This window comes from Cyanobacterium sp. Dongsha4, assembly GCF_036345015.1.
In the GTDB taxonomy this organism is placed as follows: Bacteria; Cyanobacteriota; Cyanobacteriia; order Cyanobacteriales; family Cyanobacteriaceae; genus PCC-10605.
This window is the reverse complement of the sequence record NZ_CP084098.1, coordinates 245,780-265,460: the sequence shown is the minus strand read 5'-3', so window position 1 is coordinate 265,460 and position 19,681 is coordinate 245,780. Positions and strand designations below refer to the sequence as shown.

The window sequence follows — 19,681 nt, the reverse complement described above, 5'->3', positions numbered from 1 at the left end:
TATTATTATATTACTAGCTCGATCGCATCTATGAGTTTTTGATTGTCAATATGGGTTTTAACAGCGACACGGAAATATTTTTCTCCCAATTCAGGAAAACTGACACAATCACGGATAAGGATTTGTTTTTGCCTTAGCAATTCTAGCTGTAACTGAGTGCTAGGGATTTGGGTTTTAACTAAAAGAAAGTTACTTTGACTGGGTAAAACTTGTAAAAATTCAATGTTATCTAAACCTTGCTTTAATGATTCACGGGTTGGGGGTAGCCACTGCCATGTTTTTTCTTGAAATCCTTTATCCTGTAAACAGGCGACGGCGGCTATTTCGGCAAGACTATTAACACTCCAAGGATCTCGCCATTGTTGCCATTTAGCAATTCTTTGGGAGTTACTAATACCATAACCGATTCTTAAGCCGGGGAGTGAATAAAATTTAGTGAGCGATCGCAATATTACTAAATTATCATAATCTTTGATAAATTCGATCAAACTTTCTTGGTTTTGAGGTGGCAAAAAGTCCATAAAGGCTTCATCAATGATAACTAAAGCAAATTTTTCTAAATAGGGCTGTAAACTAAGACGAGTCCAAAGTTTTCCCGTAGGATTATGGGGGTTATTAATCAAGATTGCCACACGGGATGATTGAGGGGAATTAATACCCTTTTCTAAATCATCCAAAGGATAATATTGATATTTCACCCCAAATGTCTTTAATGCCCTTTTATAGTCTGCAAAGCAAGGAGAAGGAAGTAAAACTCCCTCTAACTCGTGACATTCCCATGCTATCCAAGTGAGTAATTCCGCCGCCCCATTACTTGGTAAGATATATTTCTCGTCAAGATGGTGATGATTTGCCACCCCAAGGCGAAATTGAGGATAGTCAGGATTCGGATAGCGATTTAACTCTACTATACTAGCTTTTAAAGATGCGATCGCACTTTGGGGAGGACCTAAAGGATTGATACTAGCAGAAAAATCCACTACTTGAGTAGTAGCAGTATAGTTTACAAGGCTCATAGCCCAATCAAGATTTCCTCCGTGAATTGGTCGCTTCAAATCAATCACCCAAAGATAAGATAAAAGGGGCAAAGTAAAACGATGTACAAGGCAAAGGTTATTTTTGCACGGGTTATACACCAAAAATTACTTTTCTAAAAAACAGGGCTTTAAACCCAGTATTCTTTGACAAAAATACAAGGCAAAAACCAACCCAAAAAGGTCGATCTTTGCTACGGATGAATCTCGCCAAATTACTTGTTATTTTTTGCTACACTTTCTTTAAATAGTTTACCCGCAGAAAACGCAGGAACATTGGTAGCAGGAATTTCCATTTTTTCCCCAGTTTTCGGATTACGCCCTTCTCTTGCTTTTCTGTGACGGCTTTCAAAAGAACCAAAACCAACTAAAGTTACCTTGTCGCCAGAGGATACTGCTTCCATAATTGCCTCAATGGTAGCACTGATTACGGAATCAGCTTGTTTTTTGGTTACTTCTGCCTTTGCCGCTACTGCATCAACTAATTCACCTTTGTTCATAAAATAATCTCCTAATTGATTGAAAATGATTGTCATAAAACAAAGTTTATGGTAAAGATTTGCTCAAATTACCACTCACTAAGTGTTTTCGTGTTTTGACACTAGATCTGATATTACATGATTCAACGCTGAAATGTCGAAAAATTATAGTTTTTATCGAATTTTTTACATTTTTTTGCTTTTGTGTAAAGATTTGTTACTTTTTCTCAGTTAAATATTGATCAGAGTTCTGAGTTCTGAGTTCAGATTTCAGAGTTAAAATAAGGAAATATGAAGAGAAAAATGGGATAAATTGATTTTTTATTTTCAATTCATCAGCAAGTATTCAGAGAATCTTTACTCGATGCCTGACACCTAAAACCTGCCGTTTAGCAGATATTTTTATTTCAAACTCAGGTTAACCCACGTTTTAAGAAAGGTTTTTCTTTGTCCGTAAAGTCTTCTTGCTGTTTCTGTTGCTGTTTTAATAATTCTGGTGTGGCATCGGATATATCGTTATTTCTCTGGCGAAGGCGATGTTGTAAAACATCTAATGGTGCATGGCAATAGATAATTTCAAACTCGATGTTATGGTTTAAAGCAAATTCAAGTACGGGTTGTCGCCAACAGATGCGATCGAATTTTCCATCCAGAATCACTGTAAATCCTTGAATGGTAAGAATTTGAGCTAAATCTAGGAGTTTTTGATAGGTTTTTGCTGTCATTGCCTGAGAATAAATTTCTTTCTTGCCTTTATCTTGTAAGGGAATATTTGCAAGATGTTTTCTCACTGCATCAGTGCGGATATGGATAGCATTTAACCCCCGTGCTTTTTTGGTGGCAATGGTTGTCTTTCCTGAGCCTGATAACCCCGACATCATTATAATTTTCCCTTGAGATGGTTGGGTATATTGCCAAGCTAAATGATAATAGGCGGCGGCGGTTTCTTTAGCTTTTACTTTTTCTTCCTCCGATATGGCTTTATCATCTAACAGTAAAGAGGTGACTTTTGCCCTCACATAAGCCTGACGACTCAAATATAATGGTAAAACCTGCACTCCTTCCCAATCCCCCGTTTCTTCTAAATAAGTATTTAAAAAGACGTTAGCAAGGGTTTTTTCTCCTTTAGAGTCTAAATCCATCACCGTAAAGGCAACATCATACATAACATCCACAAAGCGGAAAGGTTCATTAAATTCGATGCGATCGAAAAGTTGAATTTTATCCTGCCATATGCAAATATTTTTAAGGTGTAAATCCCCGTGACATTCTTTGATTTTATGATCAATTTGACGCTTTTCTAAGACATCTCGATAATTGTGGAGGAAATTATCTGTAAATGCTTTAGTTTGTTCATATTGTTTTTGATTTTGGGCAATGCCGATATATTTTTGCGTTTGCTCATAATTTTGACTGATGGATTCGCCTATTTTTTCAGGAGTACCAAAACTGGTTATATAATCGTTGGTGAAGGTATTTCGATGGAATTTTGCCACTAATTTTCCTAATTCCTTCATGTGTTGAGAGGTTAGATTTCCCTGTTGATAGATGTTTAGTAACAGATTTTCTTGGGGAAACTGATTCATTTTTAAGACGTATTCTTTTATTTGCCCTTGCTCTTGCCAGTAAAAATTGTTATTTTCTTCGTAGATGGGTAAGACTTCTAAATATAAATCAGGGGCAATCTGCTTATTCATTTCTAACTCGACACTTAGGAAATGTTGACGTTTTGCCAAGGTAGAATAGTCAAGAAAACCAAAATCAACCATTTTCTTCATTTTATAGGCGTAGTTTCCCGTTAAAAATACGATCGAGCAGTGAGTTTGTATTATTTCTATAGGCTCTTTTACGGGGTGATGATAAAAATTAGCCTGTTGCATTCTTTGGATTAGTTTTTCTTGAGACATTTTGGTGTATATATTTGTTATCAATAATGGGCAAATTAAAAGATAACCTCAGTTAAGTTTAAGAATATCGGATAAGAGCAGGTTTGACAGTTTGATTTTTTTAATCTTGAATCATTAGTCAAAAATTGAAAATAAGAAAATCGATTTATTCACTGTTTTTGTCAAAATCTGTTAATTTTAACTCCTACATTCTAACTGTTAACTCCGAATACAAATAAGTGATATACCTCAGCATTTAGATAAACGCCATAAAAAAATCAGACTAAGAATAAAACTTGAAACATCCTAGTCTGATAAGAATTGAGTAGTAATTTAAGTTAAGATGTAGTTACATCAAATTTGGGAAGTTATGAGTATTTGGTGCATTCATAGCTTCAAAGCCTAAATTGGCACGGTTAATCATATCTGCATCGGTAGGAATCACATGATTGTTACTATCTAAAATAGAATGGTTAAAGTTAAATCCGTTAAGGTTAAAAGCAACGCTACTGATACCTAAACTCGCAAACCAAATGCCAATAGTGGGGAAAATCGCTAAGAGGAAATGAACGGAACGACTATTATTAAAAGCAAGAGAGGGAATTAATAATCTTCCTAAATAACCCACATGACTAGCTATCAGATTATAAGTCATTTCCTGTTGACCAAATTGATAACCTTCATTCTGAGATATATCTTCTGTGGTTTCCCGAATTAGACTAGAAGTTACTAATGAGCCGTGCATGACGCTCAATAAAGCACCACCTAAAACTCCTGCAACTCCTAACATATGAAATGGGTGCATTAAAATATTATGCTCTGCTTGTAGCACAATCATGAAATTAAATGTCCCCACGATTCCTAAAGGCATCCCTTGAGAAAAACTACCTTGTCCAATGGGATAAACTAATAACACTGAGGTTACAGCGGCCGCAGGGGCAGAAAATGCGATGGCAATCCAAGGGCGCATACCAAGACGCTCACTCAATTCCCAAAGTCTGCCTAAATAAGCCCAGACAGCGATTAAGAAGTGAAATATAATCATCTGGTAAGTACCACCATTATAAAGCCATTCATCAATTGAACCAGCTTCCCATAAAGGGTAAAAGTGTAGCCCAATGGCGGCTGAAGTAGGCACAACAGCGGCAGTTGCAATATTATTACCACTTAAAAGCGAACCCATAACAGGTTCACGAATGCCATCTACATCTACTCCGGGGGCGGCAATAAAGGCTATGATAAATGCGATCGCAGCTACGAAGGCAGTGGGAATCATTAACACACTAAACCATCCTAAATAAATACGGTTATTAGTGCTAGTAATCCATCGACAAAAACGATCCCAAAGAGAATCGTAGTTTACACTGGAACTATTTTGAGCTATGTTTGCCATAATTTAGAACTCCTACAACTTTATCTTGTTGTCTAATGAGTTATGTATTTATCACCTATCAACTCACAATCTTTCCTACATTATCTAACAGGACACAATACACTTAATACAAGGAAATACACCACGTTTTGTAGAATGACTGCAAATATTTCAAGTAACTTTAAATGCTATTTTATAACTAAAAAGGAATATAGTCAATAAGTGTTTATTCTTAGGGGAGGTAGTTTGCTCAAAAAGATAGAAGTCTTTTGAGATATGATGAATAGTAAAGAAATTATTAAATAGTCAAAAATTCGATCGTGAAGCCGATTTCTGAGTCAGAATTTAACAATTTATATCAAACGGGAAAATTAGCTTTTGAAAAAGGGTGCTATCGTCTCAGTATTGAAAATTTAGAAAAAGCCTGTCAATTAGCTTCTTTTTATACTCGTGTGGGAGGAGAAGCAAGAATTTGGTTAGTAAATGCCTATGAAGCAGGACAAGAGACAGAAAAAGCGATCGCACTTTGTGAGGAATTAACAGCACATCCTCATTTAGAAACAAAGAAACAGGCTCTAAGATTATTGTATATCCTGAAAGCACCTCAATTGAAAAGACCAGAAAAATGGATGACAAAAATTCCAGACTTAAACGCTGATACTAATAATTTAATTAAATATAATCCTCCTAGTAACGGGAAAAAAATTAAACCTCCGCCCCAGATTATTTTGGAAGATTTCAGCCAAATAAATACTAAAGATAATCGTTTTATTTGGTTAAGTTTAATTGTTTCTGGTTTAACTCTTACAGGATTATTGTTTTTATAGTGAAAGGGCAAGAGAAAGGGCAAGGGGCAAGGGGCAAGGGGCAAAGGGCAAAGGTAAATAGTTCATAATTAACCTGAGTTTTGGATAAGCTGAAAGCTGAAACCAACTCGTAGTCAGAAAACCTTATAGCTTCCTAGAAATAACGATAAAATTGCCTTAACCCGAACTAACGTTAAAAATATATTCAACACCTGCAACCTGCAACCTGAAACCTGACACCTAACCTTATCGGATATTCTTAAACCGAACTGAGGTTAATTAATAACTCCTAACTCATTACTTGTTTCTCCCTAACGCCCTAATTACTCATTACTGATAACTAAATGTCATCTCTTTCCGTGCGAATCCATTGATTTTCTCGCTTAAATAAAAACTTAAAATAAAGAGGTACTTTCCAAAGTATATATAGAGGAATTTTCATTAGTGTCGTTAAGGTTAATTCTTCCCGTGCAAATTTCACCCACGCAATAAATATCCCGACAAGTATCAGCAAAGATGCGATCGCATTTACTAAAAAAGGAAAGAATAGTTAACATGAATTTAAGAAAATATTAGAGCGAGAAGTAAAGTGAAAAATAAAATATATCAAGATATGGCAGTCGAGTAGAAATCACAAGTCAAGAGTCAGAATTTTCAGATGCTTATATAATTGCTCACAAATTATTCTTGCAAGGGATAAAGTAGATTTTGCCCATTGCCAGACTTGGTACAAAGTCTAATGATTTTACTGACAGGGAGTATCAAATATACCCAAAGTTAAAATTAAGTCATCATCATAGTCATAATATAGACCGGGTTCAGAAAAAACAACCCGATTTGTGGGACTGTTGCGCACTCCATCTTTACCAAAAAAAGTTATTTGAATATAACATTTTTGCGAACCACCATTCCAACTCTCATAATCGTAGCGAGAATTAAAAGGAATTTTATCAATATTCCGACGGGGAAAACAATTAACCCCAGATGGTTTCGTGTTACTGCCCACGTCTTTCGGAAAAACTCCGTTTTCTAGGTGATACATCCTGACATCGTCTGCTATACAGTCCATATCCATTATTGCTTGAGTATAACGGGCTTTATCTACTTGTTTTAATAAATTAGGAACTGCGATCGCAACTAAAATGCCGAGAATAAAAATTACAATTAACAATTCGAGCAAATTAAAGCCTTTTTGTTGAAAATAGCGATAATTTACCAGTAAATTCGAGATTATGTTCTTCGACGGTGAATGATAGTAGTCTTTCATCATCTTAGCTCCCACTTTGTGCCTCTGTATTTCAAGACTACCCAAATAGAATCTTAACTATGACAAATTTTTGCTAAAAAATATTAAGTTTGAAAATTTTGAAGCTCTTATTTTCTATTAAATTACTATAACTTACTGTAGAAGACCGATAAAATAGCAAAATAATACGCCCTACACCAAATTCGTGTCATGATTCATTGACTTTAACCGAAGAATTATTGAGAAAAATATCCAAATTTTTAATAATTTCGGAAATCCCTTGTAGAATAAGCAAAAAAGGACTAACCAGAATCATTGTTTTGATGGGATAACGAGGTAAACCCCCCTCATCAGCAGAAATCTCCCATATCTGCCAAGAATTAGCTACATATTGCCAAGAAAAATAAATTACTACCCCACAGAAAGGAAAAACAAATAAAACAACCCCTAAAATATTGACTAAAGCCTTTAATTTAGGAGAAAAATCCTTATAAAAAAGATCAACTCGAACATGGCTATCTACCTTTAAAGCATAAGCCGCTCCTAAAAAAAAGACAATATCAAATACATACCATTGCAATTCAATAAAGCTATTAGAACTCAAATTTTCACCCAAAATCTTACCAATATATCTACCTAAAACATTCCACACTCCCAAAGCAATCATTACTAATACTAGCCCATAGCTAATCTTGCCACACCATTCACTGATATTGTCTATTATTTTCGATATTTTTAAGGCTATTCCCATAACGTTTCCCTTTCATCAGAAATTATATATATTTTAGAGATCAAAAGATTTTAATCATATTATCTAATCATTCATTAATTTTTTACATAATTTCAGCACATTTCATACCATGATTAAACAACGCCAATTTAAGATAATGAATTTAATTCATTTTGTAAAGAAGTCTTTAAATCTGCAGTTAAACGAATACTATTTTCCCTAATTGAACCATTAAGATATTCATTAACCCTTAAACAAGAACCAATTTTCACATTAACACTACAGCCACGACTAGGAATCACCTCACTATACTTAATCGCAACAGGTAAAATTTTTACTTCTACTTCTGGGTTACTAGCCTCCACTTCCAAAGCTATTTTTGCAATACCTCTTTTCAGTGGATTAACTGTATTAACAGTGCGATAAATATTTCCTTCAGGGAAAATAACCACCATCTTACCTTCAGATAATAATTTCCCACTATGATATAAACTTTCTAACCCGGGGCGTTCCGTGTCAACAGGAAACCCCCCCAAGCGACGAATAAACCAACCTTGAAACCCTTTCATTTCGTTTGCTGATACCATAAAAAAAGGATCTCTATTTGTTGCCATTCTACCAGTGGCATAAGGCACAATTAAAGCATCCCACCGAGAGCGATGAGTTGGTGCAATGATTACCGCCCCACTTTTTGGGATATTCTCTTTGCCTTCAATATGGATATTCTTAAAAAAGAAAGGAAAAATTATTCTGTTAGCTAAAGGATAAACTAACCTAATTAACCAAGGAGAAATTTCAGATTTAATAATATGCTGATTTTCATTTTTAGTTATGGGGGATTCTGTTTTTGTCACCATGGAACTTTATGTAATTAAATGCTAAACTTCTTATATTTCTAGCTTAAAGGTATTTATCAAACTTTTAAACTGCTATAGTGACAGTTTTTCAACTTGCACTCATTACAAACTTGAGTTAAGAGTTGTCACGAACATTCAAAAACACTGATAAAAGTTTTAACTAATTCTGGTTTAACATCTTCAACGGAAATACTGGGCAGAAAATTACTTAATTTGGTTACTCCTTTATCCTTAATACCACAGGGAATAATCTGATTAAATCCCGATAAATCTCCGTTAACATTTAATGCGAAACCGTGCATCGTAACCCAACGTTTGACTTTAATTCCGATCGCAGCTATTTTTGTATTATTAACCCAAACTCCTGTCAAACCTTTTATTCTTTCTGCTTTTACATCATACTTTGCCAATAAACAAATAATAACTTCTTCTAATTGCCTTAAATACCAATGTAAATCTTGTTGATAAGAACGTAAATTTAAAATAGGATAAGCCACTATTTGACCCGGATAGTGATATGTTACTTCTCCGCCCCTTTCGATGCGATGTATTTCCCCTGAAAAAGAATTTAGGTCAAATTTGAGGTTTTCTATGGTTGCACCCGTTCCTAATGTATATACAGGGGGATGTTCTACTAAAATTAGCTTATCAGGGAAGGAAGGATGATTTAATTTTTGTTGGACAATATTTTGTTGATATTCCCATGCAATTTTGTAAGGTAATAAACCTAAATCTTCTATTTCCAAATGAGCCATCTTTGTCTGATAACTGGATTCAATTTATTATGGATTGGGGGATTAGGTTATTGGGGTATTGGGGTGTTAGGGGCAAATTAATTAAACACTTTTGCCCTCTCCTTTGCCCTTTTGAAATCAAAAAAGCCCCCGATAACGTACAAATAAGAGAATAGCTGCCCATGAACCTAAAGCAACTTTTAAAGCTACAATAATATTCAAAAGAGGAATCGAACCTCCACTAATAAGATAACCTAAGTTACCATGAGGTAATTCTATACCAGTTAAAGTTGCGATCGCAAGAACAATAAATAATAAAACAGATACTTTTTCCAAGATTGCGGCAGAAAACCGTTGATAAACTTTCTCCATCATTTGAGAAGAAGATGTAATCGCTATTAAGCCGATAGCTGTGCCTCCTGCTACTCCTGCGGCGAATCCTCCTCCCGGACTTAAATGGCCTCTTATCGCTAATTCTATGGTAACAAGAGCGGTTATAGTCGCCCCTAATCTGGCTAAAACGATGGATGGTTGATCTGTAAATTGATAAACTACAGGGGTAGGCTGTTCATTAGAAAGCAAAAACCCAACCCCTAAAATAGCGATAGTAAATACAATTACCTCAAAAATAGTGTCATAAAGACGGTTGCGAAATATAATTCCTGACACAGCATTGGGTACGCCTGTATCTTCAACAACCATTTCTACAATGGACATTTCTGACAATTCCGCCATGGTATTGGGCATAACTAAGATTTTTATAAACATTGCCAAACTAGCAATTATATATAGTATTTTCATGGTTTTTCCTCTTGTTTAAGATAGTTATAATTAATACTAATTAGCATTATTTTTTACATATTCTAAATATTGATCTTGATTCTCTTTTGCGTCTATTTGATAGCCGATAAATAATTGGTCTGATTTTATTCCTTCCTGAAGAATATCAAACAGTCTTTTTGTTCTTATATTGAGTAAATATTTATTATCCAATTGATTATTTTTTAAAACATAGCCATGAATTTGCTTATCATTAAAGGATTTTTTTAATAGTTCTTGTTCAGAAAAATAAATTAATTCTAAGCGTAAGTAGAAATTATTAATAACTTGTTTAATTTGATTTTTTATATTATCAAAGTTGGGGTCTTCTTCCGTATTTTTTTCATCCTCCTGAATTACTCCTAAACGCATCACAAAAGATGATCTAACAGCAATAATATATAAAGCAACCCCTAACATTGTTCCCATTAAACCTTCTGTTAAAGCTACATCTGCCGCCCCTAAAATGATATAACTTAAAACTGCGATCGCACCTAAAATTCCTCTAATTACTAAGGCTTGATAAGGATTAACTTGAATCATTAACATTAATGCAGAAATGGGCAGTAAAGCCATAATTAAGTAAATATATAAATTATCCATTTAACTTTTTCCCCTCTTGATTTCGACTACAATAAGCTAAGACATAACCGAGCATTGTGTTCCATAAAGTTAAAGAAATTATTGCCAAAATTAATAATGGTAATTCGCTAGGAATTTTCAAGGCTAAGGCGAAAACAATTAAAATTGAACCCAAAGTGTCAGCAACAGATAAACTATGTAATTTATATAAAACTGAACGTTTATCTAATATTTGAATTGTCCCCCATAACCAAAAAACTAAACCAATTAATATAAAAAAATACGTAAGAAAGTCCATAATTTATTGATAAATATACAGATTTTAAATATAGTTTAAATGAATTAAGTAACTATGAAAAATAGGAATAATTGATTGAAATAATCAGGAAATTAAATTACTCAAATAGATGCAAAAATTAAAATAATTTTAAATACATTAATTGAAGATAAAGAAAATAAAAAGTAATTGGTTAAATGTAAATTTAATATTAAAGATAACTTATTTAGTTAGACTCTTCAATGTTAGCTAATAGATTTTGTTTTTTTATAATTTCAAACGTTTTAAAAGATGAGCCAATAACATTAAACCAGCATTACCTATAGTTAAAATAAGAACGCCCACAACTCCCATCATCCAATCATCTTTGAACACAGAAATAGCTAAAATCATGATAGATGCTTTAGTGGAAATGCTACTAACTGCTAACATTCTTTGCCATATATCCTCATTTTGCCATGCTTGATAAATGGGTATTAATAGGATTAAAAACATCGAAATAATAACAATATTCATCTCTTAAATAAAATAATAAATTGAGTAAATATTAATCAGTTAATAATTGTTTTCTGTCAATTCTGTGAACTTCATACCATCCTTCTTTATGATATTTGACAACAACAGTTTTGGGAGTAAAAGTAATAAAAAATATATCCAAAAAAATTAGTAAAGGCGATCGCCCTGCAGGTACTTTTTCCATATTTAACACCTCATAGCGGTGGGGAAAAAACATAATTTCCAATGCTTCCCAATAGGCTTGAGGAAAAATAATTAACATTTTCGCTAATATCTTTAACCATTCTTTTATATCTGCTAAACCAATTCTCGGCTTTGGTAAGATAAATGCGATCGCAACTCCAATCATAATATTTGCTGGACTCAAATCAGAAGTCAGTAAAAACCATATTCCTAGCCGAAATATAAGATGCAGTATCATTGATCTTTGTTAAGAAAAAAAGTTTTATAGTTAATAGTCAATCATTATATATCATGAAATAGAAAATAGTCTATAATTAAATCGCCGAGAAAAAGAATTAAAGTTTGCTTTATATATGTCTTTTTAGGATTTATATGTGTCTTTGTGTGTTCTCATTTTCAAAAATTAATTGAAAATCATGACAGGATCAAGTAGAATGCAGTAATCTAAAATATGAAATCAAGCAATTCTTAAGTTAATAATTCATGGAGACGCAGGAATTTAGCGACACTTTCTCCTTATTTCACAATCTCAACACAGAAACTCTCGAATGGGTTTTATCCATGACAGAAAATGAAAGTTACAGTGCTAACGAAGTAATCATTTCCGAGGATGATTGGGGTAAAGCAATTTATCTTATTGTCTCAGGATGGGTAAAACTAGAGAATATTTATCATCATCAAGAAAGTATCACCGTAGAAGTTACAGGTAAAGGCGGTTTAGTAGGAGAGGCGGGTATTTTAGATAGTGTCAATACCAATAGTCGTATCACTTGCATTTCCGATGTGGAATTATTAAGTATTTCTGCCCAAAGATTTTTACAAATTCTCTATCGGGATACTCAAATTCAAAATCGTTTACTGAAAATGATGGTTAAACGAGTGGCAGAATATCAAAAATATTGTCAATTTCATCGTCAAACCCCAAAAGTTAGATTGACAACAATATTAATTTCTTTAGCTGATAGATATGGTAAAGCCACAGAAAAAGGCATCAAATTATTTAATTTTGGTCGCAAAGATTTAGCCGATTTAGCTCAACTCAATTTAGAAGAATTAGGTTATATTGTTGAAAAACTAGAAACCAAAGGCTTATTAGTGATTGAATCTGAAACTAATAGTTTATTTTTACCTAATATTAAGCAACTTCATCACATCATCGGAAAATTAGGAAATGAGTAAAACCTGAAACCAGGGCAAACGCATACTAAAAATTTATGAGAAAGTAATATAGTAAAGATTATAGAGGGAATTAATAGCCGTGATTTCTGAGAAATCATACCGGTGGAAACATTTTGAAAATATTGAAGATCCACGAACCAGTTACTTAATTGAACATAAATTAGTTGACATTGTAGCATTAACAATTCTGGCGGTAATTTGTGGAGCAGACTCTTGGGTAGAAATTGAAGAATATGGTAAAAGTAAACAATCTTGGCTCGAAAGTTTTCTTGAACTGCCCAATGGTATTCCTTCTCATGATACTATCGCTCGTTGAGAGCTTCAACTAAGTAATGTTAATCTTTGATTTATTAATGAATTGATCGTTCCATTTTCTCTAAATTTTGCAAATAGTCCCATTGTTAAATCCACCATTTCTTTTGATTTTGATACTACTTTTGTTTTTCTATGAAAGGGAGCAAACCAATGACGATTATCCGAATTGTTTCTTTCTATGGCTATAGTTTCGCTTTTTGTAATCACATGATCAGCATCTGGATGTTGAGATAATAACTCTTGGTACGGCTTCCAATCATCAGTACAATAGACTGTTACATCCCATTTTAGTAATCTAATTAAAAGTTTTTTGAGGGTTTCACTATCACGGTTTCCCAATTCCCGGTCGATAAGTCTGTTAGTGTTACGGTCATAAGCTTTCCAGATCCATAACTTGTTTTTTTTGACTCTATAAAATGCCAAAGTTCATCTAGTTCCACAACCACCGCTTCGCAGGGTTCAGGCTTTTCATAATTTTCTAGTGCCAAAGCTCTAATCCAATTTAAAATAGTCTGAGCAGAAACATTGAGAAGCTTTGCGATCGAATTCATAGACATTCCACTGCAATACAGAATTACTGTTTCTAGTTTCATCCACATAGGTTTACCTCGCTCGATCTTATCAGTAGTGAACTGATAGTTACAGTGCTTACATTTAAACCTTTGTTGACCACGAGCAAAACCAAAACCGTTTTTGATGATTTTAGTATTATGACATCGAGGGCATTGATGAGACATGGTTAATTAATGATGATTAGGATCAGTCTATATCATCACATTACTTAATTGATACTCTCAAAAATAACTATCAAGAAATTATCAAGGAAAAATATGAAACGTGTAGGGTTTAGAGAGGATGAGAGTCAAATCAGAAAAAGTCAGGGTAGTGAAAACATGGCAGTTATTAGACATATTGCTTTAAATTTGTTGAATAAGGAAAAGAGTTGCTCTCGAGGTAAAAAGGCAAAACGACTTAAGGCTGGATGGGATAACGATTATTTACTTAAGATTTTGTCTGCTTGAGTATCCGTTTGCCCTGCAATCGCTATAATTAATAGAGAGTAAAACCGCTTATTTGAACTCAATCGCCTTTGCCTTTTCCTCAACTTCTATAGTAAACCTAGACATAACATCTGCTTAATTCATGACTATTAATTTTCAAGATATTGTTGCTACTCTTAACCAATTTTGGAGTGAAAGAAATTGTCTTATAGCTCAACCCTACGACACGGAGAAGGGGGCAGGTACTATGAGTCATAATACATTTTTACGCGCGATCGGACCTGAGCCTTGGTCAGTAGCATATATAGAACCTTGTAGAAGACCCACTGACGGACGTTACGGGGAAAATCCTAACCGTGTACAACATTATTATCAATACCAAGTATTAATTAAACCATCCCCTGACAATATCCAAGAAATCTATTTAGACTCATTGAAAGCATTGGGAATACACCCAGAAGATCATGATATTCGCTTCGTGGAGGATAACTGGGAATCACCTACTCTCGGTGCTTGGGGTGTGGGTTGGGAAGTGTGGTTAGACGGCATGGAAATTACTCAATTTACCTACTTTCAACAGTGTGGGGGGATTGACTGTAAACCCGTTTCCATTGAAATTACTTACGGTTTAGAGAGACTAGCCATGTATCTTCAGGATGTGGATAGCATCTATGATATTCAGTGGAATAATGAGATTAAATACGGAGATATTTTCCTGCAAGGAGAAATCGAGCAATGTACTTATAATTTTGAAGCCTCTAACCCAGATTTACTATTCCAATTATTTACTTTATACGAGGAAGAAGCAAAACAATTAATTGAGAAAAACTTAGTTTTACCTAGTCTTGATTATGTCTTAAAATGCTCCCACTGCTTTAACTTATTAGATGCTAGAGGGGTGATTGCAGTAGCGGAAAGAACTCGCTATATTGGAAGAATTAGACACTTAGCCCGTCAAGTAGCAGAACAATATTTAGCTCAAAGAGAATCATTAAATTTCCCTTTAAATAAACAGGTAAAAACCGAAGAAAAACAATTAATAAATAGTTAATTATACCTGAGTTTAGAGTTCGGAGTTCACAATTCTGGGTTATGATTTAGGAGTTAAAACCTAGAGATTTTGATAAAAAAATAGATAAAATAGTTTTTAATATTATTATCTAAAATTAATTATTTAGTAGATTTTATATCTGTAAAATACATTTATTATATTAGCTTCAAGAGAAAAATGACAGATTTCATTCCTAGTTTTATTAGAGAAGATTTATTAAAATTATCTGCTTATATCCCCACTCCTATTAGTGATAATCAGAAACAATTAACCCGTTTAGATGCAAATGAAAGCCCTTATAATTTACCCTCAGAATTAAGAATAAAATTAGCTAATTTTTATGAACAAGAAATAGAAACTAATCGTTATCCTGATGGTAGTCACTCTGTGTTGAAAGATTTGATTGTTAACTATATAAATGAATCTATAAACAAAGAAGGTTTATTTAATGTTAATAATATCTCTATAGGTAATGGTTCAGATGAGTTAATTCGCTCAATTTTAATGGCTACTTGTTTGAATAATCAGGGTTCTATTTTAGTAGCTAATCCTACCTTTTCCATGTATAAAATTCTTGCGGAAAGTTTGGGAATAAATACTATTTCTATTGAGAGAAATGAGATAGATTTTTCATGGGATATAGATAAGGCAAATCAGGCGATTAGAGAAACGAATAATCCTCCCATAAAAGTTATTTTTGTGGTTCATCCTAATTCCCCCACTGCCAATTGCTTAAATGATTCAGAGATTGCATGGTTGAAAAGTTTGCCCTCTGATATTTTAGTTGTTATTGATGAGGCATATTATGAATTTAGTCAAAAAACCCTCGCCACTGAATTAAAAAACTATCCTAATTGGTTAGTATTAAGGACATTTTCTAAAGCCTTTCGTTTAGCCGCCCATCGAGTTGGATATGCGATCGCATCTTCTGCTATTATCAATGTATTAGAGAAATTAAGACTACCTTATAACTTACCAACTTTTTCTCAATTAGCGGCTCAATTCGCCATGGAAAATCGTCAATTAATTTTACTGGCGATGGAAGAAACCATAAAGGAAAAAGAGAGAGTTTTTCTGGAACTAAATAAGATAAAAAATCTAAAAATTTGGCGTAGCGATGCCAATTTTATCTATTGCCGTTTAGGGGAAAATAGCAATTATGAAAATCATCAAAATATTCTTAATCAATTAAAAGAAAAAAATATTTTCATTAGACATACAGGAGGGGGTTTAAGAATTTCCATTGGCACACCCGAAGAAAATGACTATTTACTTTCCACAATTCAATCGTTATTCAATAAATAAAGAGAGTTTCAATATTCACATTAACTTTTTTTCTAAAACAAAATATAAATAATGAATAATCAAATTTGGGAAACACCAGAAATAATATCTTGGACACAAATAATTTTAAATAGTTATAAACGTCTTTTAAATAAAGAATTAATAGAAAGAAATAAGGACTTATTAATAGACTCTAAAAACTTATATAACGCTAATTTCGTGGTTTTATCCCATAACAATAAAGCTGATCCCATTTATAATTATGGAAATCAAAAAGCCCTAGATTTATGGGAAATGAATTGGGAACAATTAATACAAACTCCCTCTCGAAATACCACAGAACCCATCTCAAGAGAAGAAAGAGAAGCACTACTCAAAGAAGCTAACTTAAAAGGCTACATTACTAACTATGGAGGTATAAGAATCTCTAGTACAGGTAAAAGATATTTGATACAAAATATTACTCTTTGGAACTTATTTGATAATAGAGATGAATATTGCGGTCAAGCGGCCACTTTTTCTCACTGGCAAAAATTAGAGTAAATAGTTGATAGTGAACAGTGAACAATTAATAACTAATAAATTTTAACTCAGAACCCCGAACTCCTAAAACGATATTCTTGAGAACAATAGAGGTTATAATTAAAGCATACTGTGCTAGGATTAACGGTATTAGTTATAATTTCAAAGTGTTAAAATAAATTATCCCAGACGAAGTTCTATGATCGCATCGTCAGACATAATTGCGAGTATTGCCGATGATTTAAGTCGTTTACCAGAAGCAAAAAGGGCAAAAAAATTAATTTTTTACGTAAGTCAAAGATACTGGGAGTCAGATTTTTCAATCGTCAATAACTATTCTTTTGAATCGTTGCTAGAAGTATTATACGAAAGTAATCCTACCATAGAAGATCTCAAAGCATTACTTTATCAAGCGGTTAATACTCTTAATCGTAAGGGAGTCTATGTAAAAATTGCTCAGTATGTATATAAGAGAATGTCAAAGTTATATACAGAAGATGCTCAAACAGTATCTAACGCCTCAGAATCTCAAGGGAATGAGCTAGAACCAGAGTTAATCGATCGCATCTGTGAAAACATAGAATATCATGAAGAATCGCCCCGAATAAAAAAATTAATCTTTGCCGCTTGTAAGCAATATTGGGAAAATGACATCAACGTCATTGAAATGTACGATTTAAGAGAATTACTCCTAGAATTATATGAACTGTATCCCAATGCCAAAAGACTGAGAAAAGCCCTTGATAAAATTGTTGCTAGTATCAATCGTCAGAACTTTTATTCTTTTATCGCTGATACCATTATTGGGGAATTAACTTATCTCTATAAACACGAACCCGCAGAAATAAGAGAGCAAGGCAATGAAGATGAAGATACTAAATTGATTAGAGCCAAAAAACACAATCAATCTCCCGATATTTCCAAAGAAACTCAAATTGCGATCGAACAGCGTCAATCCATGATCGAATCAGTGGAAGAAACTCCAACTCCCACCAAAGAAGAAGAAAGTTTATCCATCAAACAAGGTACAGATGTTGAACCCAGCGCCATTCCTGAAGGACAAGTTTTGCCTTGGTTAAAAGTTGATAGCCTCTTTGACCTAAAACAAGACATCATGCAATATACCAACCCTCTCAGGGCTAAAATAGTTTTATTCTATACTGTTTATCAAATAGATCCCTATGAGCAACACTGGTCAATTGTCCGTACCTGTAACCTTGACGATCTACTAATCAAACTCTTTCAACAGTATGGCAAGGATTTAAAATTAGTAGAACACAATTTATTAGAAATAGCTAATGCTCATATTGAAGGTTTAGAGGTGGAAGAAAATATCCAAGCCGCTACTGCCTTAGTAGAATGTATTAAACACTTCTATAAAAAATAGAGAAATCAAGTCAATCAAACTCAATTTTAAAAAAGTACATCAGAAATCAGCAACAAAAAATAAAGAGATATTATTTATTGGAAAATTATGGAAATTAACCAATTTATTGAGCGTTACACATCAGGAGAACATAACTTTACAGGTGCAATGTTAGCAGGGATAGATCTCACAAATAGTGATTTGATTGGTATTATTCTCCGAGAAGCAAACTTACAAAAAACGAATTTTACCTTTGCCTTTCTTAATCGTGCCGACTTAAGTAGAGCCAATTTAGTGGAAGCAAATTTTAGTGGCACAAACCTTAATCAAGCTAACTTAATGGGTGCTAATTTACATAGGGCGGAATTACATGGGGCAATTTTACAAAAAGCAGATTTAAGAGGAATAGAATTGACCTTGGCTAACTTACTGGATGCCAATTTATTTGAAGCCGACTTACGCTACGCCAATTTAAGCAATGCTAATCTCAAAGGGGCTTGTTTAAGATCGGCAAATATGAGGAGAGAAAAACGTTCCGAACCAACAAACCTAAGAGGGGTAAACTTAGACAAAGCAGACCTAAAAAACTCAGACCTTCGAGGAGTTGATTTAAGAAACGCAAGTTTAGTGGGAGCTAACTTAGTCGAAGTTAACTTAAGGGGAGCAGATTTAACTAACGCAGATTTAACCCAAGCCAACCTAAAAGGGGCTTTTTTAACAGAAGCCGAATTTATGGGAGCAAAGTTAATCGGAGCAAATCTTTCTAATGCTAAACTAGAACGAACTAAATTAGTAGATGCAGACTTAAGTATGGCAAATTTAGAAAGTGCCACAATGCCAGATGTCAAATTTACCCGTGCGAATCTTCTTCAGGCAAACTTAAGTTTTGCTCGTCTCAATCGGGGTGATTTAACTCGTGCCAATTTATACGGTGCGGTTATGCGCAATGCTTCTTTGATGGAAGTATTTTTTGCTCGTACTAATTTAACTTCAGCAGATTTGACCAATGCAAATTTAATTGGTGCTGATTTAAGTAGTGCTAACTTGACGGGAGTTAATTTACAAGGTGCGATTATGCCTGATGGACAGGTTTATCATTAATTTCCGTGTGAGATAATTTAGAATAAAGTTTCAGGTTTCAGGTTCAAGAGTTTACAAAAAATATATTTATACTTACCTGAGTGTGATGTGAAAAACCTTGTGGATTAAGGCATTGACAGCGATTATTAACTCTCTTTGTATCGGTGAAAACTATTAAACTTAGAAAAAAAAGATGTAAAATCAATTTATCTATTATTTTTATCAATATATCTTAGTTTTAACTCCGTTCATGACCGAAGGGGGTACATGATCCCAGCGAACTCTCTGAACTCCAAACTCAGTTATAATTTATTAATTTTCTTCTTTTGATCACTTCCTAACCTAAAATCTCGAAATAGTTA

Annotated in this window: 22 protein-coding genes and 2 pseudogenes; 9 read left to right on the top strand and 15 right to left on the bottom strand. The window is 33.7% G+C overall.

Features of this window, described 5'->3' with window-relative positions:
- Nucleotides 1–5: 5 nt before the first annotated feature.
- The 4 genes from cobD to Dongsha4_RS01205 all read right to left on the bottom strand — a co-directional run bounded on the left by cobD (nt 6) and on the right by Dongsha4_RS01205 (nt 4,792).
- Entirely contained in the window at nt 6–1,055 is a 1,050-nt protein-coding gene (gene cobD / locus Dongsha4_RS01220) for a threonine-phosphate decarboxylase CobD (protein ID WP_330203976.1), read from the bottom strand.
- 194 nt (nt 1,056–1,249) lie between these two features.
- Complete coding sequence (locus tag Dongsha4_RS01215; RefSeq protein ID WP_041922830.1) at nt 1,250–1,534, bottom strand: HU family DNA-binding protein; 285 nt, start codon at nt 1,532–1,534, stop codon at nt 1,250–1,252.
- Between the two features lie 392 nt (nt 1,535–1,926).
- On the bottom strand, nt 1,927–3,420 hold the full coding sequence (locus Dongsha4_RS01210; RefSeq protein WP_330203975.1) for an AAA family ATPase: 1,494 nt from the start codon (nt 3,418–3,420) through the stop codon (nt 1,927–1,929).
- Between the two features lie 328 nt (nt 3,421–3,748).
- Nucleotides 3,749–4,792, bottom strand: coding sequence for a Photosystem Q(B) protein 1 (locus tag Dongsha4_RS01205; protein WP_330203974.1), 1,044 nt, complete (start codon nt 4,790–4,792; stop codon nt 3,749–3,751).
- Between the two features lie 299 nt (nt 4,793–5,091).
- On the opposite strand from Dongsha4_RS01205, the gene Dongsha4_RS01200 reads away from it, so the two are divergent.
- Nucleotides 5,092–5,598, top strand: a complete 507-nt coding sequence (locus Dongsha4_RS01200; RefSeq protein WP_330203973.1) for a tetratricopeptide repeat protein — start codon at nt 5,092–5,094, stop codon at nt 5,596–5,598.
- 374 nt (nt 5,599–5,972) lie between these two features.
- Here Dongsha4_RS01200 and Dongsha4_RS01195 read toward each other — a convergent pair whose 3' ends face one another.
- The 10 genes from Dongsha4_RS01195 to Dongsha4_RS01150 all read right to left on the bottom strand — a co-directional run bounded on the left by Dongsha4_RS01195 (nt 5,973) and on the right by Dongsha4_RS01150 (nt 11,759).
- Nucleotides 5,973–6,134, bottom strand: a complete 162-nt coding sequence (locus Dongsha4_RS01195) for a hypothetical protein (RefSeq protein ID WP_330203972.1) — start codon at nt 6,132–6,134, stop codon at nt 5,973–5,975.
- A 188-nt stretch (nt 6,135–6,322) separates the two neighbouring features.
- A complete protein-coding gene (locus Dongsha4_RS01190; RefSeq protein WP_330203971.1) occupies nt 6,323–6,847 on the bottom strand; it encodes a prepilin-type N-terminal cleavage/methylation domain-containing protein in 525 nt (174 codons plus the stop codon).
- A gap of 184 nt (nt 6,848–7,031) precedes the next feature.
- Nucleotides 7,032–7,574, bottom strand: coding sequence for a TRAP transporter small permease subunit (locus tag Dongsha4_RS01185; RefSeq protein ID WP_330203970.1), 543 nt, complete (start codon nt 7,572–7,574; stop codon nt 7,032–7,034).
- 128 nt (nt 7,575–7,702) lie between these two features.
- Entirely contained in the window at nt 7,703–8,410 is a 708-nt protein-coding gene (locus Dongsha4_RS01180; protein ID WP_330203969.1) for a 1-acyl-sn-glycerol-3-phosphate acyltransferase, read from the bottom strand.
- Nucleotides 8,411–8,535: 125 nt separating this feature from the next.
- A complete protein-coding gene (lipB, locus tag Dongsha4_RS01175; RefSeq protein WP_330205366.1) occupies nt 8,536–9,189 on the bottom strand; it encodes a lipoyl(octanoyl) transferase LipB in 654 nt (217 codons plus the stop codon).
- Between the two features lie 93 nt (nt 9,190–9,282).
- Nucleotides 9,283–9,945 carry a Na(+)/H(+) antiporter subunit B gene (locus Dongsha4_RS01170; protein WP_330203968.1) on the bottom strand — a complete coding sequence of 221 codons (663 nt, stop codon included), beginning with the start codon at nt 9,943–9,945 and terminating at the stop codon, nt 9,283–9,285.
- A gap of 36 nt (nt 9,946–9,981) precedes the next feature.
- Nucleotides 9,982–10,566, bottom strand: coding sequence for a DUF4040 domain-containing protein (locus tag Dongsha4_RS01165; RefSeq protein WP_330203967.1), 585 nt, complete (start codon nt 10,564–10,566; stop codon nt 9,982–9,984).
- Complete coding sequence (locus Dongsha4_RS01160; RefSeq protein ID WP_425590771.1) at nt 10,559–10,843, bottom strand: monovalent cation/H(+) antiporter subunit G; 285 nt, start codon at nt 10,841–10,843, stop codon at nt 10,559–10,561. The genes Dongsha4_RS01165 and Dongsha4_RS01160 overlap by 8 nt, the downstream gene beginning before the upstream one ends.
- A gap of 246 nt (nt 10,844–11,089) precedes the next feature.
- Nucleotides 11,090–11,338: a hypothetical protein gene (locus Dongsha4_RS01155; protein WP_015220016.1), complete on the bottom strand. Its 249-nt coding sequence runs from the start codon at nt 11,336–11,338 to the stop codon at nt 11,090–11,092.
- A 31-nt stretch (nt 11,339–11,369) separates the two neighbouring features.
- Nucleotides 11,370–11,759, bottom strand: a complete 390-nt coding sequence (locus Dongsha4_RS01150; protein WP_330203966.1) for a cation:proton antiporter — start codon at nt 11,757–11,759, stop codon at nt 11,370–11,372.
- Between the two features lie 245 nt (nt 11,760–12,004).
- Between Dongsha4_RS01150 and Dongsha4_RS01145 the strand changes: the two genes are divergently transcribed.
- Both Dongsha4_RS01145 and Dongsha4_RS01140 read left to right on the top strand, forming a co-directional pair.
- Nucleotides 12,005–12,700: a Crp/Fnr family transcriptional regulator gene (locus Dongsha4_RS01145; RefSeq protein WP_330203965.1), complete on the top strand. Its 696-nt coding sequence runs from the start codon at nt 12,005–12,007 to the stop codon at nt 12,698–12,700.
- A gap of 79 nt (nt 12,701–12,779) precedes the next feature.
- Nucleotides 12,780–13,013, top strand: a pseudogene (locus Dongsha4_RS01140) (transposase family protein); the annotation flags it as partial.
- 8 nt (nt 13,014–13,021) lie between these two features.
- On the opposite strand, the gene Dongsha4_RS01135 reads toward Dongsha4_RS01140, so the two are convergent.
- A protein-coding gene (locus tag Dongsha4_RS01135; RefSeq protein WP_330203964.1) for an IS1 family transposase occupies nt 13,022–13,752 on the bottom strand; the annotation gives its coding sequence in 2 pieces (ribosomal slippage) (nt 13,022–13,422 and nt 13,422–13,752; 732 coding nt in all).
- Nucleotides 13,753–13,854: 102 nt separating this feature from the next.
- Between Dongsha4_RS01135 and Dongsha4_RS01130 the strand changes: the two are divergent.
- The 6 genes and pseudogenes from Dongsha4_RS01130 to Dongsha4_RS01105 form a co-directional block, all read left to right on the top strand.
- Nucleotides 13,855–14,037 (top strand): annotated as a pseudogene (locus Dongsha4_RS01130) (transposase); the annotation flags it as partial.
- A 121-nt stretch (nt 14,038–14,158) separates the two neighbouring features.
- On the top strand, nt 14,159–15,067 hold the full coding sequence (gene glyQ, locus Dongsha4_RS01125) for a glycine--tRNA ligase subunit alpha (RefSeq protein ID WP_330203963.1): 909 nt from the start codon (nt 14,159–14,161) through the stop codon (nt 15,065–15,067).
- Between the two features lie 177 nt (nt 15,068–15,244).
- Nucleotides 15,245–16,372 (top strand): histidinol-phosphate transaminase, encoded by a 1,128-nt coding sequence (locus Dongsha4_RS01120; RefSeq protein ID WP_330203962.1) that lies wholly within the window; start codon nt 15,245–15,247, stop codon nt 16,370–16,372.
- 51 nt (nt 16,373–16,423) lie between these two features.
- Nucleotides 16,424–16,894 carry an MEKHLA domain-containing protein gene (locus tag Dongsha4_RS01115; protein WP_330203961.1) on the top strand — a complete coding sequence of 157 codons (471 nt, stop codon included), beginning with the start codon at nt 16,424–16,426 and terminating at the stop codon, nt 16,892–16,894.
- A gap of 178 nt (nt 16,895–17,072) precedes the next feature.
- Entirely contained in the window at nt 17,073–18,260 is a 1,188-nt protein-coding gene (locus tag Dongsha4_RS01110; protein ID WP_330203960.1) for a hypothetical protein, read from the top strand.
- Between the two features lie 87 nt (nt 18,261–18,347).
- Nucleotides 18,348–19,340: a pentapeptide repeat-containing protein gene (locus Dongsha4_RS01105; protein WP_330203959.1), complete on the top strand. Its 993-nt coding sequence runs from the start codon at nt 18,348–18,350 to the stop codon at nt 19,338–19,340.
- Nucleotides 19,341–19,681: the final 341 nt, after the last annotated feature.